This is a genomic window from Pseudomonas sp. AK106 (genome assembly GCF_053903055.1).
Map to the genome: position 1 here is coordinate 1,990,587 of NZ_CP096426.1, position 24,171 is coordinate 2,014,757.

General features: G+C 62.8%; 21 protein-coding genes and 1 pseudogene. 7 read left to right on the forward strand and 15 right to left on the reverse strand.

Annotated features, from left to right (window positions below):
* Window positions 1–20 precede the first annotated feature (20 nt).
* The 7 genes from M1E04_RS09040 to M1E04_RS09070 form a co-directional block, all read right to left on the reverse strand.
* The gene (locus M1E04_RS09040) at window positions 21–1,037 is read right to left on the reverse strand and encodes a transporter (protein ID WP_456292792.1); all 1,017 of its coding nucleotides are present in this window, start codon (window positions 1,035–1,037) and stop codon (window positions 21–23) included.
* Between the two features lie 107 nt (window positions 1,038–1,144).
* Window positions 1,145–1,978, reverse strand: coding sequence for an aldo/keto reductase (locus M1E04_RS09045; protein ID WP_456292793.1), 834 nt, complete (start codon window positions 1,976–1,978; stop codon window positions 1,145–1,147).
* Between the two features lie 881 nt (window positions 1,979–2,859).
* Entirely contained in the window at window positions 2,860–4,284 is a 1,425-nt protein-coding gene (locus tag M1E04_RS09050; protein WP_456292794.1) for an efflux transporter outer membrane subunit, read from the reverse strand.
* Window positions 4,281–5,201, reverse strand: a complete 921-nt coding sequence (locus tag M1E04_RS09055; protein WP_192130102.1) for an efflux RND transporter periplasmic adaptor subunit — start codon at window positions 5,199–5,201, stop codon at window positions 4,281–4,283. Before M1E04_RS09055 ends, M1E04_RS09050 begins: the two co-directional genes overlap by 4 nt.
* Complete coding sequence (locus tag M1E04_RS09060; protein ID WP_065988670.1) at window positions 5,198–5,407, reverse strand: DUF1656 domain-containing protein; 210 nt, start codon at window positions 5,405–5,407, stop codon at window positions 5,198–5,200. Before M1E04_RS09060 ends, M1E04_RS09055 begins: the two co-directional genes overlap by 4 nt.
* Window positions 5,404–7,419 (reverse strand): FUSC family protein, encoded by a 2,016-nt coding sequence (locus M1E04_RS09065; protein ID WP_456293168.1) that lies wholly within the window; start codon window positions 7,417–7,419, stop codon window positions 5,404–5,406. The genes M1E04_RS09060 and M1E04_RS09065 overlap by 4 nt, the downstream gene beginning before the upstream one ends.
* An 80-nt stretch (window positions 7,420–7,499) precedes the next feature.
* Window positions 7,500–7,952 carry a MarR family winged helix-turn-helix transcriptional regulator gene (locus tag M1E04_RS09070; protein WP_065988668.1) on the reverse strand — a complete coding sequence of 151 codons (453 nt, stop codon included), beginning with the start codon at window positions 7,950–7,952 and terminating at the stop codon, window positions 7,500–7,502.
* 570 nt (window positions 7,953–8,522) lie between these two features.
* Between M1E04_RS09070 and M1E04_RS09075 the strand changes: the two genes are divergently transcribed.
* A complete protein-coding gene (locus M1E04_RS09075) occupies window positions 8,523–9,191 on the forward strand; it encodes a polysaccharide lyase family 7 protein (RefSeq protein WP_065988667.1) in 669 nt (222 codons plus the stop codon).
* A 12-nt stretch (window positions 9,192–9,203) separates the two neighbouring features.
* Here M1E04_RS09075 and M1E04_RS09080 read toward each other — a convergent pair whose 3' ends face one another.
* Together M1E04_RS09080 and M1E04_RS09085 are read right to left on the reverse strand one after the other, a co-directional pair.
* Window positions 9,204–10,622 carry a heavy metal sensor histidine kinase gene (locus M1E04_RS09080; RefSeq protein WP_192130105.1) on the reverse strand — a complete coding sequence of 473 codons (1,419 nt, stop codon included), beginning with the start codon at window positions 10,620–10,622 and terminating at the stop codon, window positions 9,204–9,206.
* On the reverse strand, window positions 10,595–11,290 hold the full coding sequence (locus tag M1E04_RS09085; RefSeq protein ID WP_065988665.1) for a heavy metal response regulator transcription factor: 696 nt from the start codon (window positions 11,288–11,290) through the stop codon (window positions 10,595–10,597). Before M1E04_RS09085 ends, M1E04_RS09080 begins: the two co-directional genes overlap by 28 nt.
* Window positions 11,291–11,614: 324 nt before the next feature.
* On the opposite strand from M1E04_RS09085, the gene M1E04_RS09090 reads away from it, so the two are divergent.
* Genes M1E04_RS09090 through M1E04_RS09100 form a run of 3 tightly spaced genes read left to right on the forward strand, consistent with a single transcriptional unit; the run spans window position 11,615 to window position 13,682 of the window.
* Complete coding sequence (locus M1E04_RS09090; RefSeq protein ID WP_192130497.1) at window positions 11,615–12,238, forward strand: hypothetical protein; 624 nt, start codon at window positions 11,615–11,617, stop codon at window positions 12,236–12,238.
* 57 nt (window positions 12,239–12,295) lie between these two features.
* Window positions 12,296–12,919 carry a cytochrome b/b6 domain-containing protein gene (locus M1E04_RS09095; protein WP_192130106.1) on the forward strand — a complete coding sequence of 208 codons (624 nt, stop codon included), beginning with the start codon at window positions 12,296–12,298 and terminating at the stop codon, window positions 12,917–12,919.
* Complete coding sequence (locus M1E04_RS09100) at window positions 12,912–13,682, forward strand: molybdopterin-dependent oxidoreductase (protein ID WP_122622695.1); 771 nt, start codon at window positions 12,912–12,914, stop codon at window positions 13,680–13,682. The genes M1E04_RS09095 and M1E04_RS09100 overlap by 8 nt, the downstream gene beginning before the upstream one ends.
* 1,068 nt (window positions 13,683–14,750) lie before the next feature.
* On the opposite strand, the gene efeO (M1E04_RS09105) is transcribed toward M1E04_RS09100, so the two are convergent.
* From efeO (M1E04_RS09105) to M1E04_RS09125, 5 genes are all read right to left on the reverse strand, one after another.
* Window positions 14,751–15,575, reverse strand: coding sequence for an iron uptake system protein EfeO (efeO, locus tag M1E04_RS09105; RefSeq protein WP_192130107.1), 825 nt, complete (start codon window positions 15,573–15,575; stop codon window positions 14,751–14,753).
* A 27-nt stretch (window positions 15,576–15,602) separates the two neighbouring features.
* Window positions 15,603–16,919, reverse strand: coding sequence for an iron uptake transporter deferrochelatase/peroxidase subunit (gene efeB / locus M1E04_RS09110; protein ID WP_456292795.1), 1,317 nt, complete (start codon window positions 16,917–16,919; stop codon window positions 15,603–15,605).
* Between the two features lie 65 nt (window positions 16,920–16,984).
* Window positions 16,985–18,196 carry an iron uptake system protein EfeO gene (gene efeO, locus M1E04_RS09115; RefSeq protein WP_065988660.1) on the reverse strand — a complete coding sequence of 404 codons (1,212 nt, stop codon included), beginning with the start codon at window positions 18,194–18,196 and terminating at the stop codon, window positions 16,985–16,987.
* An 8-nt stretch (window positions 18,197–18,204) separates the two neighbouring features.
* Window positions 18,205–19,086: an iron uptake transporter permease EfeU gene (gene efeU, locus M1E04_RS09120; RefSeq protein WP_192130109.1), complete on the reverse strand. Its 882-nt coding sequence runs from the start codon at window positions 19,084–19,086 to the stop codon at window positions 18,205–18,207.
* Between the two features lie 197 nt (window positions 19,087–19,283).
* Window positions 19,284–20,162: a LysR family transcriptional regulator gene (locus tag M1E04_RS09125; protein ID WP_192130110.1), complete on the reverse strand. Its 879-nt coding sequence runs from the start codon at window positions 20,160–20,162 to the stop codon at window positions 19,284–19,286.
* Here M1E04_RS09125 and M1E04_RS09130 point away from each other — a divergent pair.
* From M1E04_RS09130 to M1E04_RS09140, 3 genes are read left to right on the forward strand one after another with little or no spacing between them, the layout of a single operon-like run.
* Window positions 20,161–21,630 carry a CitMHS family transporter gene (locus M1E04_RS09130; protein ID WP_456292796.1) on the forward strand — a complete coding sequence of 490 codons (1,470 nt, stop codon included), beginning with the start codon at window positions 20,161–20,163 and terminating at the stop codon, window positions 21,628–21,630. The two genes, M1E04_RS09125 and M1E04_RS09130, sit on opposite strands and share 2 nt — an antisense overlap.
* Complete coding sequence (locus M1E04_RS09135) at window positions 21,631–22,995, forward strand: acyclic terpene utilization AtuA family protein (RefSeq protein WP_456292797.1); 1,365 nt, start codon at window positions 21,631–21,633, stop codon at window positions 22,993–22,995. It begins immediately after the preceding gene.
* On the forward strand, window positions 22,992–23,309 hold the full coding sequence (locus tag M1E04_RS09140) for an AtuA-related protein (protein ID WP_296315748.1): 318 nt from the start codon (window positions 22,992–22,994) through the stop codon (window positions 23,307–23,309). The genes M1E04_RS09135 and M1E04_RS09140 overlap by 4 nt, the downstream gene beginning before the upstream one ends.
* Before the next feature lie 380 nt (window positions 23,310–23,689).
* Here M1E04_RS09140 and M1E04_RS09145 read toward each other — a convergent pair.
* Window positions 23,690–24,088: pseudogene (locus tag M1E04_RS09145) on the reverse strand (ATP-binding protein); the annotation flags it as partial.
* Window positions 24,089–24,171: the final 83 nt, after the last annotated feature.

Genomic DNA, 24,171 nt, shown 5'->3' on the forward strand with positions numbered 1-24,171 from the left:
GCGCGCCAATAATGCTGCCGTCAATAATCCCGACTCTTGCGAAACGCCCACCGTCCCGCAATAAACGTAAAGGTTGCCACCAGCGCGACCAGCACCCAGAACCCGTGGGGATCGCTGGCCAGGGGGATGCCGCCGACGTTCATGCCGAAGAAACCCGCGACGATGTTGATCGGCAGCGCTAGCACGGTCACGACGGTGAGGGTGAACAGCGTGCGGCTGCTTTGTTCGTTGAGGTTGGCGGCGATTTCTTCCTGCAGCAGTTTGATCCGTTCGCCCAGGGCGGTGAGGTCGCTGATCACCAGCGCCGACTCTTCGGTGGATTGCCGCAGTTCTTGCAGGTCGTCTTCCAGCAGCCATTGCGGCGGTCGATGCAGCAGGCGCATCAGCGAGCCGGGCTCCAGCGCCAGCAGCCGCTGCAGGCGCACCAGCACCCGACGCATGGCGCCCAGTTCCGAGCGGTTGTTGCTCAGGCGTTGGGAGAGGAGTTGGTCTTCGATCTTGTCGACGCTGAGGCTGGTCTTGCGCATGAACTGACTCAGCACGTCGCTCTGATCGCGCAGCAGGTGGGCGAGCAGTTCAAGGGGGGAGCGGAAGGTTTCGCCTTGTTTGACCGAGGAGCGCAGCCGGTCTACCGAGCGCAGCGGCTGATGGCGTGCGGAAATCATCAGGTTGCTGCGCACGCACACCCACAATGTGGCGATGTCGGTGGAGATGCGGTTGAAGTCGAAGACCACGTCGTTGACCACCGCGAGCAGGGCGGAGTCGACGTGTTCGATGCGCGTGGAGCGTGAGCCTTCGTGCAGCGCTTCGAGGAATTCGTCAGGCAGGTCGAGGTGGGTTTTCAGCCAGCGTTCGCAACTGGCGTGGGTCAGGTTCAGGTGCAGCCAGACGAACTCGTCGGGCTCGGTCGGGTGGCGGAGGCACTCCAGCGCGGACGTCGAATCCAGCTCACGGCCGGGTTCCTCGGGACGGAAGCGGAACCCGTACAGCAAGCCAAACAGATCCGAGTCCTGGTGATGGGCAATGCGTTGATTCATGAAGGCTCGCAGACGGGAAGTGCCCCGCAGGGCACGAGATCGAAAGCGGCATCATCGCAAGGGGTTTTGACAGTTTTGTGACGGTTTATGTCCGGCAGCGATCTTGTTCAGACCATTGACAGCCGCGTCTTGCGCAAGGGCGCCGGCCATGAGGTATCAATCAGCAATTCATCCTCGATGGACAGCTCGATATCAACCGCCGCAGCGTTCAATTCCAGATGATGGGGAGTGACGGCCTTGGGAATGGCGATCACGCCGTCCTGACGCAGTACCCACGCCAGGCTGATCTGCGCCGGGGTGGCGTCGTGGCGCTCGGCTACTTCGAGGATGGCAGGGTTCATCAGCAAGTTGCCGGCCTGGCCGATCGGGCAGTACGCCATCAGCGGCATCCGGGCGGTTTGCATCCAAGGCAGCAAGTCGTATTCGATGCCGCGCTCTTCCGGGTTGTACAGCACCTGGTTGGTGGCGCACCCGCCGCCGAGGCCCAACGCGTCGAGCTCAAGCAGGTCTGACACGTCGAAATTGGACACGCCCCAACGGCCGATCTTGCCCTCTTCACGCAGACGCTCGAAGGCTTCAACGGTTTCTTCCAGCGGATACTGACCGGGCCAGTGCAGCAAATACAGATCGATATAGTCGGTGTTCATGCGTTTGAGGCTGCGCTCGCACGCCGCCGGAATGCCCGCGCGGCTGGCGTTGTGCGGGTAGACCTTGCTCACCAGCACGACCTCGTCGCGGCGCCCGGCGATGGCCTGGCCGACGACTTTCTCGGCGCCGCCTTCGCCGTACATCTCGGCGGTGTCGATCAGTGTCAGACCGAGGTCGATGCCCAGTTGCAGCGCCGAGACTTCCGCCTCGAACTGATGGCGGTCCTCACCCATGTGCCAGGTGCCCTGACCGATAACGGGGACGGTTTTGTCTGCCAGTTCAAGCGTGCGCATCGGGGGTGCCTCCGGGCGGATAGGATTGAATGATTAAGAGTCAGGCAGTACCGGCCGGCAGGGGTTCAATTTCAAGCGAATGCGCAGTACGTGAGCGGGACTGCGTGTCTATTGTAGGACCGGTTTCCGCCGGGAAGAGGCCTGCGTGAACGACATCAGTTTTGCGGCGTGACAGATGACGCCTTCCCGGCTAAAGCCAGTCCTACAACGAACGCGGTCAGTCAGTGGGACCTGCTAGCCCAGTAGGACCGGCTTCAGCCGGGAAGAGGCCTGCGTGAACGACATCAGTTTCGCGGCGTGACCACCGACGCCTTCCCGGCTAAAGCCGGTCCCACAACGAACGCGATCAGTCAGTGGGACCTGGTAGCCCAGTAGGACCGGCTTCAGCCGGGAAGAGGCCAGTGTGAACGACATCAGTTTTGCGGTGTGACGACCGACACCTTCCCGGCTAAAGCCAGTCCTACAGTGAACGCGGTCAGTCAGTGGGACCTGCTAGCCCAGCAGGCCCGGCTTCAGCCGGGAAGAGGCCGGTGTAGGCGACAACAATCTCGCGGTGTGACACATGACGCCTTCCCGGCTAAAGCCAGTCCTACAACGAACGCGATCAGTCATTGGGACCTGCTAGCCCAGTAGGACCGGCTTCAGCCGGGAAGAGGCCGGTGTAGGCGACAACAATCTCGCGGTGTGACACATGACGCCTTCCCGGCTAAAGCCGGTCCCACAACACACGCGGTCAGTCAGTGGGACCTGCTAGCCCAGTAGGACCGGATTCAGCCGGGAAAAGGCCGGTGTAGGCGACAACAATCTCGCGGTGTGACACATGACGCCTTCCCGGCTAAAGCCGGTCCCACAAAAAGCAGTCCGTGCCAACCCGCGAGAACTCACTGATGCCCGTTCTCCCAACCCCCGCCCAGCGCCAGGAACAGGTCGATCTGTCCCATTGCCACTTGGGTATTCGCCGCCGCCAGTTGCGCGGTGACGTCGGTGTAGGTGCGGGTGGCTTGCAGGTCGGCGAGGAAGGATTCGCGGCCGGCCAGGAAGAACCGATGGGTCTGGTCCGCAGCCTGGCGCGCCGACTCCTCGGTTTCAACCAACGCATCGCGGCGTTCCAGCAGCGCGGTGTATTGCGACAGCCCGGTCTGGGCTTCGCGGATCGCGTTCAGCACCACGCCATCAAAACGCGCCAGCGCCACCTGATTCGACGCTTCGGCGATGTGAATTCGCGCCCGGGCGCCATTGGACGGGATGGTCCAATTGATCACCCCGCCAAAGCCCCAGCGATTGGTCGACGGATCGCCCAGTTCATCGAGAATCCCCACAGTGCCTACGGTCGCGCCGATGCTGATGTCCGGATACAACTCGCCGGTCGCCACACCAATGGCCGCGGTCGACATCGCCAGGCGGCGTTCTGCCTGACGGACATCGGGGCGACGCTTGAGCAGCGCGGCGCCATCGCCCACCGGCATGACTTGAGCGATGTGCGGCAGCTCGGCGCATTCCGCCACTCCTTGCGGCAACTGGTTCAGCGGCCGGGCGAGGAGCATCGACAACCGATACAACGCCGACTTCTGCGCCGCTTCATAACGCGGTAAGTCAGCACGCAGCGAGCGGAACTGGGTTTGCGAGCGCGTCACCTGGGTTTCATCGCCACGGCCGGCATCGCGCAGGCGTTGGGTCAGGCTCAGGCCCTGCTTCTGCAGGTCCAGGGAGTGCAGGGCGATGTTGCGTTCTTCGTTGGCGGCGCACACTTGGGTGTACGCGCGGACCACATCGGCCACCAACGTGATGCGTGCCGTGTCGGCCGCCGCCTGGGTCGCGTCAGCGTTGGCCTGGGCCGCTTCGATCCCGCGCTGCAGCACGCCGAACAGGTCGAACTGATACGAAGTGGTCAGGCCGACATCGCCGACGTTCGCCACCGGTACTTTCTCCGGCTGCAGATAGGCCTGGCCGGACTCCTGCAAGCGCTGCGCACCGGCTTTGGCCGTGCCGCTCCAGCCGCCGGCCGCATCGGCTTCGTTCATCTGAAAGCGCGCCCGTTGCAGGTTCGCCGCCGCGACGCGCAAATCGGTGCTCGACACCAGCGCCTGACCCACCAGTTCATCAAGCTTCGGATCGTGATACAGCCGCCACCAGTCAGCCGGCACCGGCGCCGACACCACATTGGTCGACGAACCGGCCAGCTCGCCGTGCAGATCGGGGCGATTGACGGCGGCTTTCTCGGGCAGCGTGTAATCCGGGCCGACCACGGTGCAAGCCGACAGCAGCAAGCCCAGGCCCACGGTCAGCAGGCGTGCGCGGTGTTTCATTTGGGCGCTCCTGGCTGGACGGTTTGATCATTTCCCTGAGTATCTGCGCGGGCGTCATCGATGATCGATACCGTCGCCGTGCGCCCGGCAATCATGCGGAAATCCGCCGGCACTTCATCAAAGGCAATGCGCACCGGAATCCGCTGGGCCAGACGCACCCAGCTGAACGCCGGATTGACGTTGGGCAGCAGGTTCGAGCCGCTGCTGCGGTCGCGGTCTTCGATGGCGGCGACGATGCTCACCACATGGCCGCGCAGGCGGGCGTTGTCGCCGATCACGCGGATGTCTACGCCGGAGCCGATGTGAATCCCGTCCAGTTTGGTTTCTTCAAAGTAGCCGTCGATGTGGAAGGAGTTGCTGTCCACCACCGACAACACCGGGCGCCCGGCGCTGACGAATTCGCGGTCGCGGGGCGCACGGTCGTTGAGGTAGCCGTCCACCGGGCTGCGGATCACCGAGCGGTCCAGGTTCAGTTGCGCCGAATCGACCGCCACTTGGGCTTCGTTCAGAGCCGACAACGCGCGGGCTTCCCTGGACTGGCTTTCTTCCAATTGCTCGCGGGCCACCAGATTGCCGAGGCTGCGGTTACGCCGGTTTTCGCGCTGGGCCTGTTCCCAGGTTTCCTTGCGCTCGGCCACGGTCGCCTGGGCCTGGCGCAAGGCGAGACGGAAGCGGTCCTGGTCGATGGTGAACAGCAACTGGCCTTTCTTGACCAGTTGGTTGTCACTCACCGCGACCTTCTCGATCAGCCCCGAAACGTCCGGCGCGATCTGGATCACGTCGGCGCGGATGTGCCCGTCGCGGGTCCAGGGCGCGTACATGTAATACATCACCATGCGCCACACGACGATCGCGGCGAGGGTGACAACCAGCAGGGTCAGGACCACGCGGCCCAGCGTCAGTAGAGGTTTTTTCATTTCATCAGGTATCGACTTAGGGTATCCACGACGCCGAGCAACAGAGCGTATAGACCGACGTTGAACAAAGCCCGGTGCCAGACCAGGCGGTAGAAGCGGGCGCGCGTCAACACGGCGTGCACCACCAGAAAAATCAGGTAAGCGATGCCCATCAGCACCAGAAAGGTCGGCAGGAAGATCCCGCTGATGTCCACATCACCGATCATAAGGGCGCTCCATCGATGCCATAGGGCGGTTGTTCTTCCTGCTCGGCGAGCACATCGACGATCTCCACACCCGGCAGCAGCGCCAGGCGCAAGCCACTGAGGGCGTGCAGCAGATTCAGCCGCGCGTCGTCATCATCTTCGCCGTTGAACGCCAGCGCGCGGCGGGCGCGGTCCATGGTCATCAACAGACCTTTAGGGGCGGGCAAACGCTCCCGGGCTTTCAGGCAGGCGCGGAAATGCGCACCGACTTCGGTCGCGACCTGGCGCAGCAATTGGCGCGGCGCCGGGTCGACCCGCGGCATGTAGGCCAGCAAGTCCAGCATGTTCAGGGCAACCCGCGCTTCGCGCAGTGCAGTGGTGGAATCCTGCGCGGTGATCGCCAGGCGCGGCAGGTGCTGCATCAGCCGGTCCAGCATGCGCACGCCCATGTGCCGGTGCTCGGCCAGGGTGGCGTCTTCGCTGAGGGAGACGATGTCGCGCCAGCTGAAGCGGGTCAGGCGCCTGGCCGCCACTTCGGTGCCGAACGGCCTGACGATCAGCGTCCAGACGAAGGCGAATGCCAGACCCGCCGGCCCGGCCAGGTTGGAATTGACGAAGTTGACGAAGTCGGCGTCGTAGGCGCTCTGGATGCTGATGAAGGACGAAGTGTTGACGATGGTCAGCAGCGTGCCGAGGTAGAACTTCGGCTGAACGGTCAGGGTGCCGACGCAGATGAACGGCACTGAAAACGCCAGCACCAGCATCGGGAAGTCGTGCAGGTTGGGCAGCACCACGAACAGATAGAGGCTGGCGAAGATCACCGACATCATGGTCCAGAAGAAGAAGCGGTAGATCTGCGGCGCCGGGTCGTCCATCGCCGCGAAGAAGCTGCACGACACCGCCGCCAGCGCCACCGCGCTCGCGCCATCCTGCCAGCCCAGCAAGATCCACAGCACCGACGCGACGATGATGGCGCTGACCGAGGTCGCCACCGAATACAGCATCATCCCGCGATCGAGAAACGGCGACAGTCGCCCCAGCCGCCAATGGCGATACACCGCGCGCCACGCCGAGTGGTCATCGGTCTCGATGGCGTGCTGCAGGCTGCGGCAGTCCTGCCACAGGTCAATCCACTCGCGCAGGCGATAAAGCGCGTTCGACAGCAGCAGGTGCCGGCGATCGTCAATCTGCGCAGGGGTGGGTTGCAGGCGATCAAGCTCGGTGTGCAGGGCTTTCCAATACGTGATCGGCGCACCTTCTGCGGTCTGCTCGACCCAGTCGCGGCACTCGATCAACAGTGGGGCGAGGTCGGCGACGTGCTCGGGCGAACGCCGCTCCAGCGCCCAGAGTGCATCGTCCAGGGCGTCGATGACCGGCAGCAGATGAATCATCCGTCCGCGCAGTTCCTTGGCGTTGCGCACGGTCTGGCGATGGGCGCCTTCGTGGGGCAACTGGCCGATCATCAGCTCCAGGCTGTTGAAGGTCCCGACCATGGCCGTGCGCAGGCCGCCGACGGCTTCCGGCGTGGCGCTGCGCGAGAGGAACAGGTCGCTGTAGGTCGAGGCGTCCTTGAACCACTTGCCCATGGCGTCGACGAGCACCGGCGCCAGCCGACGCGGCCAGAACATCGCGCCGACCACCGCGGCGCAGACGATACCGAGGAAGATTTCCTCGGTGCGCGAGACGGCGATGTCGAACACCGCCTGGGGGTTGTCGACCACGGGGAAGGAAATCAGCGGCATGGTGTAACCCGCCAGCATCAGCGCGTAGCTGTTGGCGGTGCGCAAGTGCAGGGACAAGAAGAGCAGGGTGCCGGTCCACAGTGCGATGACCACGGCCAGCAAAAACGGCGTCTGCACGAACATCGGCACCAGCACCACCGACGCTGCGGCGCCGAGCAGCGTGCCGGCGGCGCGGTACAGCGCCTTGGAACTGGTCGGCGCCACGAACGGGCTGGAAACGATGTACACCGTTGCCATCGCCCAATAGGGGCGGGGCAGTTCCATCATCAGCGCGATGTACAGCGCCAGCATCGACGCCGCGAACGTGCGCACGCCGTAGAACCAGTCGCGACCCGGCGGTACGCCGTCGAAAAAGCCGTTGAACCTGCCGCTCAAGATGACGACTCCGGCGCCATTGGCGTGGCTTGGGCGATGGCGTTGAACACCCGTAACGTCGCCTCCAGGTCGGCGGGATCGACGTTGCTGAAGATGTCGCGGCGCAGGCGGATCAGCTCCTCCTCGATGGCGTTGGCCAACGCCCGGCCCTGATCGGTCAGGCTCAAGGCTTTGGCGCGGCGGTCGGTGGGGTCTTCGGTGCGCTGCACCAGTCCGGCCTTGCACAGCTGATCGAGCAGGCGCACCAGTGAGGGGCTTTCCAGCCCGCAGGCCTGGGCCACCGTCACCTGACGCACGCCTTCACCCAGGCGCGCGATCATCAGCAACGGGCCGGCGCAGGCTTCGGTGACGCCAACGTTGATCAGCGTGGTCTGGCAGACACGACGCCACTGCCGGGAGGCCGCGACGACGCCGCCGGTGATGCGCATTTGCAGGGTGTCAGGGTTCATGAAGAGGCCATTGGAACGGTACGGGGTTTGGTTAGGGCCTGAATGATTAGGCGCTGCATTATTAGGTTGCTAACTAATAATATCTTGTAACACTGTGGGGTCGTCAAATGGAATCTGTCCTGGGGCGCCGGGCGGATTGTCGCAGGACGGTCTGGCCGGATGTCTGACAGAGAGTATGGGGCGCGCCAGATGGCTCTGATCGCTGGGTAGGAAGGCGGGACGACCCGAAGCAGGAATTTTCCGATACCGTCTGTCGGCTGGATCCTCGCTGGCTGAACTAATTTTCTGAGCGTCGTCTAAGCGCTCCTCCAAAAAAATGGCGCCAAATTATTAGCCCTTCTCCCCGGTTTCCGCTGGTTGGGCAAAACATGAGGGCAATGAGCCACTTTGCCTCAATAGTGGCACTGTGCTTTTTTTGGGAGCTGCTTCTGCAGGTTCGGCGGTTTCTTGACTCCGGGGGCGACTAAAGATCAAACGGTTCAGCCGATAGCAAAGATGACGGGAACGGCAGTGACAGGCCTGTTCCAGACACCTTCTTTGCTGTGCGCCTCGCGCACCATGAGTGCACCCATGATTGATCTCGCCATCTGGAATCTTTCTATACCGGTCGGTATCGCAGCCGCCACCATCGACACGCCGAAACTCGTCGGCGGTTACCAGGATGGTTACTTCCGTTCAGGGGACACGCTGTTCTTCTGGGCGCCGGTTACAGGGTCAAGGACTGACAATGCCAAATTTCCCCGCACGGAGCTGCGTGAAACCTACGCCAACGGTGCGGTTCACAACTGGACCTACTCTGACGCGGACAACTTCCTGCGTGCCGCGCTCACCGTGGACCAAGTGCCTTCTTCGGGCAAAATCGTCATCGGTCAGATCCACGCCTTTGGCAGTACCGAGCCGCTGCTCAAGCTCGAATACCAGTACAAGGAAAAAACCAAGACCGGCAACCTCGTGGTGAAGTATCGCGCGACGCCGACGTCCGAGCCCGAAGTCATTCAAGTGGCAACCGGCGTGCTGCTCAAGCAACGCTTCACTTACACCATCCACCTCACCCAGGCCGGCAACCTGACCGTCAATGCCTACGACATGCAGTGGGGCGCCAAGCTGGACCTGACCTGGAAAGGCAAGCCGCTGTATTTCAAGGCGGGCGTGTACACCCAGGACAACGCTGGCTATGCCACCGAAGGCGGGGCGGCGACGTTCTACAAACTGCAGGCCACCCACGACAAGAAGGCGTGAGGGCTACAGCAGCTAGGCTCCGGGCTGGCGCGGGAACATCAGTGCGAAACAGATCCGCCCCGGCGCAGGCTGATTGACCGACACTTCGCCGCCATGCAACTGCATGATCGCGGCCACGATCGCCAGGCCGAGTCCGTTGGAATCGGAGCTCTGGTGCCGTGAGGCGTCGCCGCGATAGAAGCGGTCAAACAGTTTGCCCAGGGTGGCGCCGTCCAGCGTCGGGCCCTGGTTCTCTACTTCGATGCGGCACTGCCTGCCGTTCTCAACCACTCGGCTCTCGATTACGCGAATGTCAATCACACTGCCTTCGTCGGCGTAGCGAATCGCGTTGGCCACCAGATTGCTCAGGGCCCTTCGCAGCAGCAGCGGATCGGCCTCGATCCGAGCGTCGCCTTCGGTGTGCAGGGCGATGTCCCGTTCTTCCGCCAACCCTTCGAAATAGCCCGCGACCCGTTGCATTTCATCCGCCAGGTCCAGCGTCTGGCGATTGAGCGCGGCCTGGGCTTCATCGGCGCGCGCCAGGAACAGGATGCTTTCGACCATTCGCGAGATGCGTTCCAGCTCCTCCAGGTTCGAGGCCAGCAACGCCTGGTACTCATCCTCGGTGCGCGGTTGCCGCAGGGCCACCTGGCAATGCCCCATCAACGAACCCACCGGCGTGCGGATTTCATGGGCCAGGTCGGCGGAAAACTGCGTCAGCCGCTGATAGCCATCGGCAAGCCGGTCGAGCATCGCGTTATACGCCTCGCCCAGTTGCTGCAGCTCTACCGGTGTGTCGCGGTTGTCCATGCGGCTGTCCAATTGCGCCGGGGTGATGGCTGCGGCATGGCTGGCCATTCTGCGCAACGGCCGCAGACCCCGTCGCAGCAACACATATCCGAGCAACGCCGTCAGCACAAACGCGAGCGAAACGGCGAGCAGGATGCGGTTACGGAAGCCCGCCAGGGTGGCCATCTCCTTGACCGCAATGTGCGCGGCCGTCAGGTGCACAACCTTGCCGCCGGACACCGCTTCGACCGTCGCCGCGCGCATCGGCACGCCGGACTCCAGCAGGCCGCTGCGCATGTCGGCCACGCCCAGCGGCATGTTGGCCGGCACCACCGGCATTGGCGGCAGCGGCGCATGCAGCGGATTGACCATGATCACCGCAGGCTTGCCCGGCTCGGCGATGATGAAAATGTCGTCTTCGCTGTCGAGCATGTTCTCGAACAGCTGCGGGCTGCTTTGCAGCGTGGTCAGGGTCAGGTCGTATTGCAGCAGTTTGCGAAAGTGATCCAGGCGCGCCAGCACCGCATGGTCACTGCGGGTCATCACCGCGCCCTTCATGGTCTCGTAGAGGTACATGCCGGCGCTGGCGACGGCGAGCATGGCCACCACCGAAAACGCCAGGGTCGCGCGCAGGGTCAGGGATGGCTGGCGTCGGGCTCGCATGGCCGTACCTCGCAGACGTAACCGATGCCGCGCACGGTGTGGATGAGTTTGATCGGGTAGGGCGTGTCGACCTTGCTGCGCAGGCGCTTGATCGCCACGTCGACGACGTTGGTGTCGCTGTCGAAATTCATGTCCCAGACTTCCGAAGCGATCTGCGCCCTCGACAGCACGTCGCCCTCGCGGCGCAGAAACAGATGCAGCAGCGCGAATTCCTTGTTGGTCAGGGTGATGACCTGTTGCTGGCGCGTGACCCGACGGCGCAGCAGGTCCAGTTCAAGATCGGCGAGGTGGAAATGATCGGCCTCGCGCACCACCCCTCGCCGCAGGATGGTGCGTATGCGCAGGAGCAGTTCGGTAAACGAGAACGGCTTGACCAGGTAATCGTCGGCGCCTAGTTCGAGGCCGCGGATGCGGTCCTGCAACTGATCGCGGGCGGTGAGAAACAGCACCGGCACGTCCTGCTTCGCCCGCAGGATTTCAATGATCTGCCAGCCGTCGATGCCCGGCAGCATGACGTCCAGCACCAGCAGGTCGTAGCTGTGCTCCAGGGCCATGTGCAGGCCGTCGGTGCCGTGCTGGGTCCAGTCGACTTTGTAACCGGACTCGGTGAGGCCCTTCTTCAGGTACTCGCCAGTCTTGGTGTCGTCTTCGATAAGCAGAATGTGCATCGTCGGTCAGGCTCGCTTCACGTCATTGGCAGCGTCGCCGGCGTGGGCTGTCAGGTGGGTGATCAGATTGGACAGAAGCGGCGCGAAGGGCTGCAGGCCGCGCCGGATGTGGAGTGTAACCAACGGATGGCGCGCGGTCGGTTACATTTTTGTCATTGATTGCGCCCTGGCGGACACGCTCAACGCTGGTGTGCTTGAATGACAAAAATGTAATCGGGCGGTCATTGTCGGGTGCCGGTTGCGGGTACAGGATGGCCGTCATGCAACACACATGACCCTCAGCTTCACCTTTCCCCAACTGCCTGAAGGAATCCACCGATGAAGATGAAGACAGCCCTGACCACCACGTTCGGCATGCTGATGCTCAGCGCCGCCGTCATGGCATCCGCCGCCGGCATGGCCGCCGGTGACATGCCGGTGGTCAAGCCACTGCGCGGGACGGTCGACAGCGTCGACAGCAACACCCTGAATTTCACCACCCGTTCCGGCGCCCATCAGAGCATTGGCCTGACCGACAAGACCGGCATCCGTCTGGTCTCCAAGACCGACATCGCGTCGATCAAAGCGGACAGCTTCATCGGCTCCGCCGCCACCCCACAGCCCGACGGCACGCTGAAGGCCCTGGAAGTGACGGTGTTCGAACCGAGCCTGAAAGGCAGCGGTGAAGGCCACTACGGTTGGGAAAACGCTGACGGCACCACCGGCACCATGACCAATGGCACCGTCGGCAAGCTGAGCGGCAAGGCCAACGGCCGTACCCTGAGCGTCGGCTACAAAGGCGGCGAGAAGCAGCTGGTCGTGCCGGAAGACGTGCCCATTGCCTACGTGCAGTCGGGCAAGGTCGATGAGCTGGTCAAGGGCGCAAAAATCGTCGTGTTCCCGGGCGAAGATGGCAAGACCGCACGCGGTGTCGCGGTCGGCAAAGACGGCTTCCAGCCGCCGATGTAAGCGGGTTGCGGCGTCTCACGGCGCCGCTTTCACCGAATCCGTGATGAGTCTCGCACCATGAAAAAAACCAGAATTCATCCATGGCCCATCCGCCTGACGCACTGGATCAATGCCTTCGGCATGGTCTGCATGTTCATGAGCGGGTGGGGCATTTACAACGCATCGCCGCTGTTCAGCTTCACGTTCCCCCGGGATTTCACCCTGGGCGGCTGGCTGGGCGGCGCGCTGGCGTGGCACTTCGCAGTGATGTGGCTGTTGGTGATCAACGGCTTGATCTACGTGCTGTACGGCCTGTTCACCCGGCATTTCAAGCGCGACTTCCTGCCGGTCACCCCCAAGGCCGTCAAGCGCGACATGCTCGATGCCCTGCGTTTTCGACTCAAGCACGAGAAGGGCGTCTACAACGCCGTGCAGCGCCTGATGTATTGGCTGGTGCTGGCCGCCGGCGTGTTGATCGTGCTGACGGGGCTGGCGATCTGGAAGCCCATTCAGTTGCAGGAATTGACTGCCGTGTTCGGCGGCTACGACTTCGCCCGGTACGTGCATTTTGCGGCGATGGCGTTCATTGGCGCGTTCGTGGTGGTGCATCTGGCGTTGGTGCTGATGGTGCCGAAAACCCTGATGCCGATGATCACCGGCGGTACGCGTGGGATTGAGAGCGGGAAGGTCGAGCATGATTGAGCCTAAGAAACGCGCCATTGCGCGCATCAAACTGGAGCCGGCCCAGCAGATCCAGCTGGAGAGCCTGCAGCGTCGGCATTTCCTGAAAGGCGGCCTGACCGTGGGCGCGATGGCGATGCTCACCGGTTGCAACCTGCAGGACGGCGATCAGGTGGATAAGGTGCTGTGGAGCATGTCGCGCTGGAACGATCGGGTTCAGGCTTGGTTGTTCAGCGGGCAGAAGCTGGCGCCGACGTTCACCAAGGATCAGGTTCGTAATCCGTTCCCGTTCAATGCGTTTTACAGCGAGGACGATATTCCGGAGCTGGACACGGCGGACTGGAAGCTGGGTGTGTCGGGGCTGGTGAGGGACAAGGCGCCGTGGACGCTGGAGGGTTTGCGCAAGTTGCCTCAGCGCAGTGATATCACGCGGTTGATTTGCGTTGAGGGCTGGAGCGCGATCGGGCAGTGGGGCGGTGTGCCGTTGCGCACGTTCCTGGAGCATGTGGGGGCGGACACGACGGCGAAGTTTGTCGGGTTCAAGTGCGCGGATCGGTATTACTCGAGTCTGGATATGCCGACGGCGTTGCATCCGCAGACGCTGCTGGCGCTGGATTTCGCCGAGGTGGCGCTACCGCCGGAGTATGGTTATCCGTTGCGGGTGAGGGTGCCGACGAAGCTGGGGTTCAAGAATCCGAAGCATATCGTTGAGATTGTGGTGAGCAATGAGAATCCCGGTGGGTATTGGGAAGATCAGGGGTACAACTGGTTCAGCGGGATCTAGCCTGGCTTGAGATCTTTGAAGCAAGATCAAGATCAAGATCAAGATCAAGATCAAGATCACGAGCGTCTGCCTGGGGGCAGACTGTTTCGCCTTCGGCGAGTTACTTGGAAAAGCACCCCAAGTAACCAAGGGTGCCTGCTCCTGGTTTGGCCCGACTTCGTCGGGTTCCCTCACTCCGACGACGCTCCGTGGGCCCGCGCCGAACGGACATCCATGTCCTGACGGCGCTCTCGCGGCATCCATGCCGCTCGGCCCACTGCGCGTCGTCTGCGTTTGGCCTGCACCCAAGTCGCGTTCTGCGGTGTCTGGGCTTTTTGCGTATGAAGATCAAAAGCAGATCAAAAGCGGATCAAGGGCGGATTGCGGTCTGAGGATACTGGGGACTTGTGGGAGCGAGCTTGCTCGCGAAGGCATTGGTACAGCCGCCAAATAATTGGTGTTTGAAATGCAGCATTCGCGAGCAAGCTCGCTCCCACAGGAAGGGGGTGCGGTCAGCAAAATTGTTGGCGCCTGGGCTGGCCTCTTCCCGGCTAAAGCCGGTCCCACTGAAAGCACCGCGTTCACCCTGCTGATCGTGCCCACGCTCTGCGTGGGTATGCATCTGAGGACGCTCCGCGTCCATTCCCGGCTAAAGCCAGTCCTACAAACACCGCGGTCATCGTAGGACCGGCTTTAGCCGGGAAGCCCTTGATCTGCTTTTGATCTTCATACGCAGAAGGCTCAAACACCGCCAACCGCGACTTGGGTGCAGGCTGAACGCAGGTCTTGCGGAGTGGGCCGAGCCGCATGGATGCGGCGAGAGCGCCGTCAGGGCATGGATGCCCGTTCGGCGCGGGCGCACGGAGCGAGGCCGGAGTGAAGGAACCCGACGAAGTCGGGCCCAACCGGGAGCAAAGCGTTTTTGGTTACTTTTGGGGCGCTTTTGCCAAAAGTGACCCGCCGTAAGGGCGGAACCATAACTTCAGCAAACACAAATAATGGATAGAGCTCCAATCCAACAAACGGCGCACCCATAAAAAAGCCCGCCTGCCGATCTCTCGGCAAGCGGGCTCTTCATTACCTGAGGAATCAGTTCAAACCCAATTTCCCGCGCATCTGCGACAGATCTTCAGCCAGCGTATTGACCGGACCTGCCAGCGCCTTGCGGTCCTGCTCCTTCACCTTATCGTACGTCTCGTAGCCACCGTCCTTGGTCTTGTACTTCGCCAGGATCTTGTCCACGGTCGCAAAGTTCTTCTCCACCTTCGCCACGAACGCCTTGTCCGACTGCTCCAGCTGCGGCTTGAACAGATCGACGATCTTCTTCGACCCGTCAACGTTGCCCTGGAAATCATACAGATCAGTGTGGCTGTAACGATCTTCCTCGCCCGACAGCTTCGTCGCCGCCACTTCTTCCATCAGCGCAGCCGCACCGCCTACCACCTTCTCCGGCGGGAACGTCATGTCCGCGATACGCGACTGCAGCTCTTTCACGTCAGCCAGCAGCTTGTCCGCGAACACGCCCTGATCCTTGGTCGAATTCTGCGAGAACAACGCATATTCCAGACGGTGGAAACCGGTGAAATCGTCGGCCTTCACGCCGTTTTCGTGATCGTCCTCGCGGGAGTCGATCGACGCGTCCAGGTCGCTGAACAGCTCGGCAATCGGCTCGATTGACTCATAGGACAGACGCGTGGTCGGGAACAGCTTCTTCGCCGTTGCCAGGTCGCCTTTCTTGATCGCGTCGGTGAACTTCTGGGTGTCGGCAGCCAGGGTGTCGACGTTTTCAGTCACGTAGATTTTGTAGTCCGAAACCGGCGTGACCAGGTCCAGCGGCGCGGTGGCAGCGAACGCGGACATCGATGTCTGCAATACGCCAAAGGTAAGCAACAACGCGAGAGGCGACTTTTTCATAGGGCTCTTCCTGTGAGGTAAAGGGTGTCAGGCAGTTTTTGTTGTCTGGGCAAAGGCGGCCAGCAGCGACCGGCCGATGAAATCGTTGTTGTCGACCACGCCCGGCAGGGTGAAGAAATAACCGCCGCCGATCGGCTTGAGGTACTCCTCCAGCGGCTCGCCGTTGAGGCGTGTCTGCACGGTAATAAAGCCTTTCTCCAGATCCGCCTGATAGCAGATGAACAGCAGGCCCATGTCGAGCTGACCGTTCTTGTTCACGCCGTTCGAGTAGTTGAACGGGCGACGCAGGATCAGGTTGCGCTGGGTCTCCGCCGTGCGCGGGTTCGCCAGGCGGATGTGTGAGTCCAGCTTGGTGATCTTGCCTGCCGGATCATTGTGGTAATTCGGGACGTCGGCTTCGGTCTTGCCGTCCATCGGCGCGCCGGTGGTTTTGACCCGGCCGAAGATGGCTTCCTGTTCCTGCAGCGGGGTACGGTCCCAGCGCTCGACGAAGTTGCGGATGATGCGCACCGCCTGATAGCTGCCATTGGCGGCCCAGGCCGGTTCGTCGCTGCCCGGTTGCACCCAGACCAGCTCGTTCATGGTCTTCTGGTTGTTCGAATCCGGGTTGGCCGAGCCGTCGCGGAAACCCAGGAAGTTGCGCGCGCTTTCCGGGGCCTGGCCCGGTTTCAGCGGGGCCTGGGCAGGCACGGTGCCTTCCTGTTTCCAGCGCACCAGCAGCAGGTCCGGCAGGTTTTTCACGATGTCGCGCAGGGCGTGAATGTTGCTGTCCGGGGCGTTCGAGCAGAACTGAATGCTCAAGTCGCCGTGGCAGCACTCGGCCTCCAGCGCGTCGTTGGGGAAACCAACCATGCGCTGCAAACGCTTGGGCTTGACGGGTTCGAGACCAAAGCGGTCGTCGAACAGCGAGTCACCCACTGACACGGTGATGGTCAGGTTGTCCGGCGTGACCACCGGGCCGAGGATGCCGGAATCGAGCGGTGGCAGTTTCGGGTCGACCTGAGGCACGGCCCCGCCGGTCATGAGAAACGTGATCCGCTCATTCAAGGTGCGGAACATGCGCTCAAGGTCTTCGCGGTCCTGGGCCAGCACGTCGAAGGAGACCATCATCCCGGCGGCAGGGCGCGGGTTGACGATGCCGCTTTGATGCTGACCGTGGAACGCGTTGTGGTCCTGGGTCTTTTCGCTTTTCGGTGCTTCGGTGACCTGCGCCGGCGCGGTGGCGGCGAACGCATTGCCGGTCAGGCTGGCACCGGCCACCGCTGCGCCTGCAGCGCCAAGGCCCAGCAGGACGCGGCGACGGTCAGTAGAGATCGGCGCGTTTTTTGAATCGGAGTCTTTCATGTGAATGCTGTCTTCGCTCTGGTTTCAAGGCCAGGCGGGCGCGTGGGGCGCCCGCCCGGGCACGCTCACAGGCCTGAGAGGCCGAGGGCCGGATCGATTCCATCGAGTGCGTCGGCCAGTGCCTTGGCCTTGTCTGCTATTTGTTTTCGTTGTTCGGTGCTGACCTGGTCGTACGGTTTGAAGCCGTCGGCGGTCTTGAGCATCAGCAGCTGGTCATCCAGTGCGGTGCTCGCGGTGTCGATCTTTTTCAGCACGTCGCCGGACGTCTTGGTCAGCAGCGGACGCAGCAGGTCGATGACCTTGCGCGTGCCTTCCAGGTTGGCGGCAAAGCCGTTCACGTCGAGGTGGCTGTAGCGTTCTTCTTCGCCGTTGTTGCGGACCTCGGCGATGCTGCGCATGTTGCGCACGACCATGCTCGCCAGTTGCTCCGGGGCGATGCTCTGGGCCAACAGTTGCTGTTTCAGGCTGGCGATGTCGGCTTGCAGCTTCTGCACGACCGGCGTCAGGCCATCGACGGATTTCTGCGAGAACAGGCCGAATTCGAGGCGGTGGAAGCCGCCGAAGCCTGGATCCTGTTCGCGTTTCTCGTAGTAGTCGGCGCGGGCGTTGATCGCGTTGTCCAGCTCGGACAGGCGCTGGGCTGCAGGGGCGATACGCTGATAGGCGGCACGGGCCGGCGCGTAGGCTTTTTGCGCCTGGGCCAGATCGCCGCTGTCGATGGCTTGTTGCAGATCGTTCGTTGCGCGGATCAGCGCGCTGCTCTGGGTGCTCAAGTAGACGCGGTATTCGGACAGCGGGCCGATGAAGGCGACCATCGACGGCCGCGCTTTGGCGGCGGCGTCCGACTCAGCGGTTGGCGTCACGTGCAGGGTGCCGCGCGGGTTGCTCAGCAAGCCGCAGGTAATCGCGTAGTCGCCTGGCTGCAGGTTGGCGTTGATGATCTGGCTCAGGCCCGGAACGATGTTTTCACGTTCTTCCACCACCAGCACGCCGTCGAGGATTTCCCACTCCACGGCGCGATCCGAGGCGTTGACGATGCGGAAGGCGTTCTTGCCGGCCGGCACGGTGATCGAGTTCGGCTCGCAGCTCTTCGCGTTGATGGTCACGACGGTTTCATTGCCGCTGTTGGCGATGCGCTTTTTCTGCGCGGCCTGGGAGGCGAAGTAGAACATGGCGCCCGCGGCGATCATCAGAATCACCGAGCCTGCAACGGCGAACTGCAGGGCGCGTGGGGGCTTGGCTTTCTTCGGAGGAAGGCCGTTGGCAGTGGAGTTCATGAGTGCCCTTATTTGTTCGTAACTGAATTCGTAACTGAAGAAGTGTGGCCGTGTTCATGGGCCGGGCGGGTAGGCAGACTCACCACCCGCGCCTGAGGCTTGAAGAACAGGAACAGCGCAAAGAACAGGTACGCCAGGTACGCCACCAGCACGCTGACGGTCGGCGCATCTTGATAACCGAACATGCCGGCCAGCACCGAACCGGTCGGGCCGTCCATCGGCAGGATCGCGCTGATGTCGAAGACCACGTCCTGGAAGTGGTTCCAGACACCGGCTTCGTGCAGCGAGCGCACGGAGTTGGCGAGAATGCCCGCCGCGACGACGAGGATGAACAGGCCGGTGTAGCGGAAGAACTTGCTCAGGTTCAGGCGCATGCTGCCTTTGTAGATGCCGACGCCGATGCACACCGCGATGATCAGGCCGAACAGCGCACCCAGCGGGCCGGACATGCCTTCGCTCTGCTGGAACACGGCGAGCAGGAAGAACACGGTTTCGAGGCTTTCGCGGGCGACGGCGAAGAACACCATGCCGATCAGCGCGTAGGTCTGGTTTCTCGACCCGGCCAACGCGGCGTCCAGGGACTGGTGCAGGTCATGTTTGACCGAGCGGGCGACTTTGCGCATCCACACGACCATTGAACTGAGGATCACCACAGCTACGAGTCCGACAATGCCTTCGAACAGTTCCTGCTGCTTTTGCGGGAATTCAGCACTGACCATTTCCAGGCCACCGCCGACGAACAGCGCCAGGGCGACGGCCAGAAACACGCCGATCCACACCGCGGGCATCCACTCGCCACGGCCGGTCTGTCTCAGGTAACTGGCAATGATGCCAACGATAAGCGCGGCTTCAATCCCTTCGCGCAGCATGATCAAAAAAGGAACGAGCATTTATCACCGGTGCAGATCTGATAGGGTGTGCGACGTGAATGCGTCATGTAGCCATTCGCATTCAGCCATTGTGTAACATAATGATACTCATTATTGAATGGGTGTACTGGTTTTTTTGCAAAACCCTGCTTGTTGTGCAGGTGTTCAGGTGGGGTTCAGGTGGTGGGCGAGCGGCAGGCTGCAAGAGGTGGTGGCGTTCACAGGGCGGCTTTCATTGTTTCGACGAATCGCTGCGCGGCGGGGCTCAGGCTCACCCCCGCTCGGGTAATCAGTCCTATCTCCCGACACACCCCAGGATGCTCAATGCGGACCTGCACCAAATCGCCGCGGCCTTCGTCGGCGGATTCCGGCAGCAGCGTCATCCCCAGGCCCTGCCGCACCAGCGCCATGACCGTCGACATGTAGTTCGCTTCCAGCCCAGGCGTCAGCACAAGCCCTTCTTCGGCAAATAACTGTTCCACCCGCTCGCGCACGCTGCTGTCGCGGCCGGTGAGGATGATCGGCTGCCCAGCAAGCGCCTGCAGGGTGACCGAGCGCTCCCGTGCCAGCGGATGATCTGCGGGCACGAACAGGCTCAGCCGGTCCACCATCACCACGTCGAACGCCAGGCCGTGACCCATGCGGGCCCGCACCCCCAGCCCGAAATCCACTTCGCCCTCGCGCACCAGCGCATCGATCCGTTGCGCCACCACATCACGCAGGCGCACTTCGACACCGGGAAACTGCTCGCGGAAGGCCTTCAGCAGCGGCGGCAGCGTGCCGGAACACATCGAGGGCAGGGCAGCGATGGTCACCACGCCCCGGCGCAGTGCCGCCAGATCCCGCGAGCCACCGACGATGTTGTCCAGGTCCAGCAGCAGTTTCTCCATGGGCCCGCGATTGTTCTGGCCGGCAGCGGTCAGGCTGACCTGGCGCGGGCTGCGCTCCAGCAAGGCGACGCCGAGCCATTCTTCCAGCTGCTGGATCTGCACGGTCAGCGCGGACGGCGACAGGTTCAGCTCCAGCGCCGCTTTGGCAAAGCTGCCGGTATGGGCAACCGTGAGAAAGGCGCGGATGTGCTGGATCGAGTTCTTCATGGCGTTGTTTTCCACGGTTTCGTCACGGCAGTTGATTCGGTTTTTCCGAACGCAGGGCGCCGAACATTTCAATTTACAAAGCTTACCCCCGTTTCGATACTCGATGAAAACAACAACAGCTCGTCCCGCCGCCCGCCGGTCAGGGATGACGAAGGATCACACCATGCTCGCCACCCTCGGTGTCATTACCATCCTCTGCCTGCTCGCCGCCGTCATGAGCAAGCGCCTCTCGCCCCTGGTCGCCCTGATTGCTTTGCCCATCATCGCCGCGCTGATCGGCGGATTCGGGCTGCAAACCAGCGGCTTCATCATCACCGGCATCAAGAACGTCGCCCCGGTGGTCGGCATGTTCGTCTTCGCCATTCTGTTCTTCGGGGTGATGACCGACGCCGGCATGCTCGACCCGATCATCGACCGCATCCTGCGCACGGTGGGCACGCGTCCTACGCGGATTGTCGTTGGCACCGCACTGCTGGCGTTGCTGGTGCACCTCGACGGTTCCGGCGCGGTGACCTTTCTGGTGACGATCCCGGCGATGCTGCCGCTGTACACGCGGCTGGGCATCGACCGGCGGATTCTGGCCTGCGTCGCGGCGATGGCGGCGGGGGTGAATTTCCTGCCGTGGACCGGCCCAGTGCTGCGCTCGTCGGCGGCACTGCACGTGCCGGTGTCCGAGCTGTTCCAGCCGCTGATTCCGGTGCAGATCGTCGGCCTGGCGTTTGTCTTCTTCTGCGCCTGGATGCTCGGGCGTCGTGAGGAAAAGCGCCTGGGGCTGGGCCGTTTTCAAACCACCGCCGAGCACATCGATGTGGTGCCGCAGCGGGTGCTGACCGAGCAGGAAGCGGTGCTGCGCCGGCCGCGTCTGTTCTGGCTCAACCTGCTGCTGACCATCGTGGTGATGGCAGTGATGATTTCCGGCTGGGTCGATCCGGTGGTGATGTTCATGGTCGGCACGGTGCTGGCGCTGTGCATCAACTACCCCAACGTCGACGCCCAGCGCGTGCGCATCGATGCCCACGCAAAAACGGCCCTGACCATGGCCAGCATTCTTCTGGCGGCGGGGGTGTTCACCGGGATCATGCAGGGCACCGGCATGCTCAAGGCCATGGCCGAAGTGGCGGTGGCGCAGATTCCGGCCGGCCATGGCAAATTGATTCCGATGGTGGTGGGCTTCCTGTCCATGCCGCTGAGCCTGCTGTTCGATCCCGATTCCTTCTATTTCGGGGTGATGCCGGTGATCGCCGAAGTCGGCCGCTCCCTCGGCGTCGACCCGCTGCAAGTGGCCCAGGCGTCGCTGCTGGGCGTGCACACCACCGGCTTCCCGGTCAGCCCGCTGACACCGGCGACCTTCCTGCTGGTCGGCCTGTGCAAGGTCGAGCTGGCTGACCACCAGCGCTTCACCATTCCGTTTCTGTTTGCCGCATCGGTGCTGATGACCCTGACCGCACTGCTGCTGGGAGTGTTTTAAATGAAGACATTACGTATCGGCTCCGGGGCCGGTTATTCCGGTGACCGTATCGAGCCTGCGGTCGAGCTGGCCGAGAAGGGCGAACTGGATTATCTGGTTTTCGAGTGCCTGGCCGAGCGCACCATTGCCCTGGCGCAACAGGCGCGGCTCAGCGATCCCGAAGCCGGTTTTGACCCGCTGCTGAGCGAGCGCATGCGTCGCGTGCTGCCATTTGTAGGCCGAGGACGCGAGGCCGGGCAGCGCCGGCTGCGGCTGATCAGCAACATGGGCGCGGCAAATCCGTTGGCGGCGGCGCAGGAAGTGCGGCGCATCGCGGTTGAGCTGGGTTTGCACGGGCTGAAGGTCGCGGCGGTGACGGGGGATGACGTGCTCGCTGTGCTCAATGCGAGCCCTGAACAGGTACTGGATAACGGCGCGACGATTGCTTCATTGGGTGATCGGTTGATCTCGGCGAATGCGTACCTGGGCGCCGAGGGAATTGTCGAGGCGCTGAGGGCCGATGCCGATGTGGTGATTACGGGTCGTGTGGCGGACCCTTCATTGTTTCTCGCGCCGCAGCTCTTTGAGTTCGGCTGGGCAGCAGACGACTGGACGCGGCTGGGACGCGGCACCTTGATCGGCCATCTGCTGGAGTGCGCCGGGCAGATCACCGGCGGCTACTTCGCTGATCCAGGTGTGAAAGAGGTGCCGAATCTGGCGCGCCTCGGGTTTCCCCTGGCGGAAGTCGACGCCGAGGGCAGGGCGGTGATCAGCAAGGTCGCGGGCTCCGGCGGGCGCATCGACACCGCCACCTGCACCGAGCAGATGATGTATGAAGTCCACGACCCGGCGGCGTACCTGACCCCGGACGTGACGGCGGATTTTTCCGGTGTGTCGTTCCATCCAGTTGCCACCAACGAAGTGCGGGCTGAAGGCGCCGACGGCCGTGCGCGACCCGAGACGCTGAAGGTGTCGGTGGGCTATCTCGATGGCTGGATCGGCGAAGGGCAGATTTCCTACGGCGGCCCCGGCGCGCTGGCCCGTGCGCAACTGGGGCGGGACGTGGTGCTGGAGCGTTTGCAGCTGACCGGCGTGGTCTTTGAGGACGTGCGCGCCGAACTGATCGGCGTGGACGCGTTGCACGGTGCGGCGCTGGGTTCGCGGGCAGCGGCCGAGCCATGGGAAGTGCGCCTGCGAGTCGCCGCTCGCTGTGCAGACAAAGCCGAGGCCGTGCGCATCGGCAATGAAGTGGAAACCCTCTACACCAACGGGCCGTATGGCGGCGGCGGCGCGACCAAGGGCGTGCGGCAAGTAGTGGCAGTGGCGTCGCTGCTCTTGCCGCGGGATGCCGTCAAGGCGCAGGTTCATCTGGAGGACGCATCGTGAGTGCCGTGAAATTGCGCGACCTGGCCCATTCCCGGACCGGCGACAAGGGCGATACCTCGAATATTTCGGTCATCGCGTTCAACGCGGAAGACTATCCGCGGTTGCTGCAGGCGCTGACGGTCGAGCGGGTGGCTGCGCATTTCGCCGAGCTACTGGGGGACGATGCCTCTCGGGTGCTTCGGTATGAACTGCCGAAGGTGCATGCCCTGAACTTTGTGCTGCCGGGCATTTTGAAGGGCGGCGTCACACGATCCCTGGCCCTCGATGCCCACGGCAAGGCGCTGGGGGCGGCGTTGCTGGACATCGACGTGTGAGGCTGCGAGTTTTGCGGTGCAGCGGCCGACGCCTTCCCGGCTAAAGCCGGTCCTACGCGGGCGCGGTGTGCCAATGGTGCCGGCGCCAACCGCAATTTTTGTAGGACCGGCTTTAGCCGGGAACAGGCCATCGATCACGGCGCATTCGCCGGATGGACCCACAATCCGATCGTTCCCATGCTCCGCGTGGTAACGCCGCCCCGGACGCTCTGCGTCCAATCCCGGCCGAAGCTGGTTGTGCTGACTGCACGCGGTGCTATCAGTGGGACCGGCTTTAGCCGGGAATGCGTCAGCCGTCACACTGCAGAATGTTCAGCGCTCACACCAGCTTCTTCCCGGCTGAAGCCGGTCCCACCAGGGATGGTCATCGTCACCACCCTCTAAATATCCGTGATCTTCACCGCCCCCGTCGCTATCCGCGCGGGCAGTTTCAATTGCGCGCACAACCCACCCCCTTCGCGGTTGGTCAGGCTCAACGTGCCCCCTAACGCGATCGTCAATTGCTGCGCAATCGCCAGGCCCAGGCCGGTACCGCCGGTGTCGCGGTTGCGTGAGCTTTCCACGCGGTAAAACGGTTTCAGCACTTCCGATAATTCCCCTTCGGCTATGCCCGGCCCGCGGTCGAGCACGTGCAGCGACAGGCTCTGGTCGGCGTGGGCAATGACCTGAATCTCCGCCGCCCCGCCAAACTTCAACGCGTTGTCAGTCAGGTTGACCAGCACCCGGCGCAGGGCGTGGGGGCGGGTGTCGATGACGGCGCCGGTTTTGGCACAAAACTCGAATCTCTCGAAAAGCTTGTTAAACTGCGGAGCATTATGCAGGGCTAGGATCTCTGCATGGAGCAATTGCCGCATGCACCCGG

Bases quoted from the DNA above. Each gene is read 5' to 3' on its own strand.
- M1E04_RS09040 (WP_456292792.1), bottom strand. From the start codon at position 1,037: ATGAATCAACGCATTGCCCATCACCAGGACTCGGATCTGTTTGGCTTG.
- M1E04_RS09045 (WP_456292793.1), bottom strand. From the start codon at position 1,978: ATGCGCACGCTTGAACTGGCAGACAAAACCGTCCCCGTTATCGGTCAG.
- M1E04_RS09050 (WP_456292794.1), bottom strand. From the start codon at position 4,284: ATGAAACACCGCGCACGCCTGCTGACCGTGGGCCTGGGCTTGCTGCTG.
- M1E04_RS09055 (WP_192130102.1), bottom strand. From the start codon at position 5,201: ATGAAAAAACCTCTACTGACGCTGGGCCGCGTGGTCCTGACCCTGCTG.
- M1E04_RS09060 (WP_065988670.1), bottom strand. From the start codon at position 5,407: ATGATCGGTGATGTGGACATCAGCGGGATCTTCCTGCCGACCTTTCTG.
- M1E04_RS09065 (WP_456293168.1), bottom strand. From the start codon at position 7,419: ATGCTGGCGCTGTACATCGCGCTGATGATGGAACTGCCCCGCCCCTAT.
- M1E04_RS09070 (WP_065988668.1), bottom strand. From the start codon at position 7,952: ATGAACCCTGACACCCTGCAAATGCGCATCACCGGCGGCGTCGTCGCG.
- M1E04_RS09075 (WP_065988667.1), top strand. From the start codon at position 8,523: ATGATTGATCTCGCCATCTGGAATCTTTCTATACCGGTCGGTATCGCA.
- M1E04_RS09080 (WP_192130105.1), bottom strand. From the start codon at position 10,622: ATGCGAGCCCGACGCCAGCCATCCCTGACCCTGCGCGCGACCCTGGCG.
- M1E04_RS09085 (WP_065988665.1), bottom strand. From the start codon at position 11,290: ATGCACATTCTGCTTATCGAAGACGACACCAAGACTGGCGAGTACCTG.
- M1E04_RS09090 (WP_192130497.1), top strand. From the start codon at position 11,615: ATGAAGACAGCCCTGACCACCACGTTCGGCATGCTGATGCTCAGCGCC.
- M1E04_RS09095 (WP_192130106.1), top strand. From the start codon at position 12,296: ATGAAAAAAACCAGAATTCATCCATGGCCCATCCGCCTGACGCACTGG.
- M1E04_RS09100 (WP_122622695.1), top strand. From the start codon at position 12,912: ATGATTGAGCCTAAGAAACGCGCCATTGCGCGCATCAAACTGGAGCCG.
- efeO (WP_192130107.1), bottom strand. From the start codon at position 15,575: ATGAAAAAGTCGCCTCTCGCGTTGTTGCTTACCTTTGGCGTATTGCAG.
- efeB (WP_456292795.1), bottom strand. From the start codon at position 16,919: ATGAAAGACTCCGATTCAAAAAACGCGCCGATCTCTACTGACCGTCGC.
- efeO (WP_065988660.1), bottom strand. From the start codon at position 18,196: ATGAACTCCACTGCCAACGGCCTTCCTCCGAAGAAAGCCAAGCCCCCA.
- efeU (WP_192130109.1), bottom strand. From the start codon at position 19,086: ATGCTCGTTCCTTTTTTGATCATGCTGCGCGAAGGGATTGAAGCCGCG.
- M1E04_RS09130 (WP_456292796.1), top strand. From the start codon at position 20,161: ATGGCGTTGTTTTCCACGGTTTCGTCACGGCAGTTGATTCGGTTTTTC.
- M1E04_RS09125 (WP_192130110.1), bottom strand. From the start codon at position 20,162: ATGAAGAACTCGATCCAGCACATCCGCGCCTTTCTCACGGTTGCCCAT.
- M1E04_RS09135 (WP_456292797.1), top strand. From the start codon at position 21,631: ATGAAGACATTACGTATCGGCTCCGGGGCCGGTTATTCCGGTGACCGT.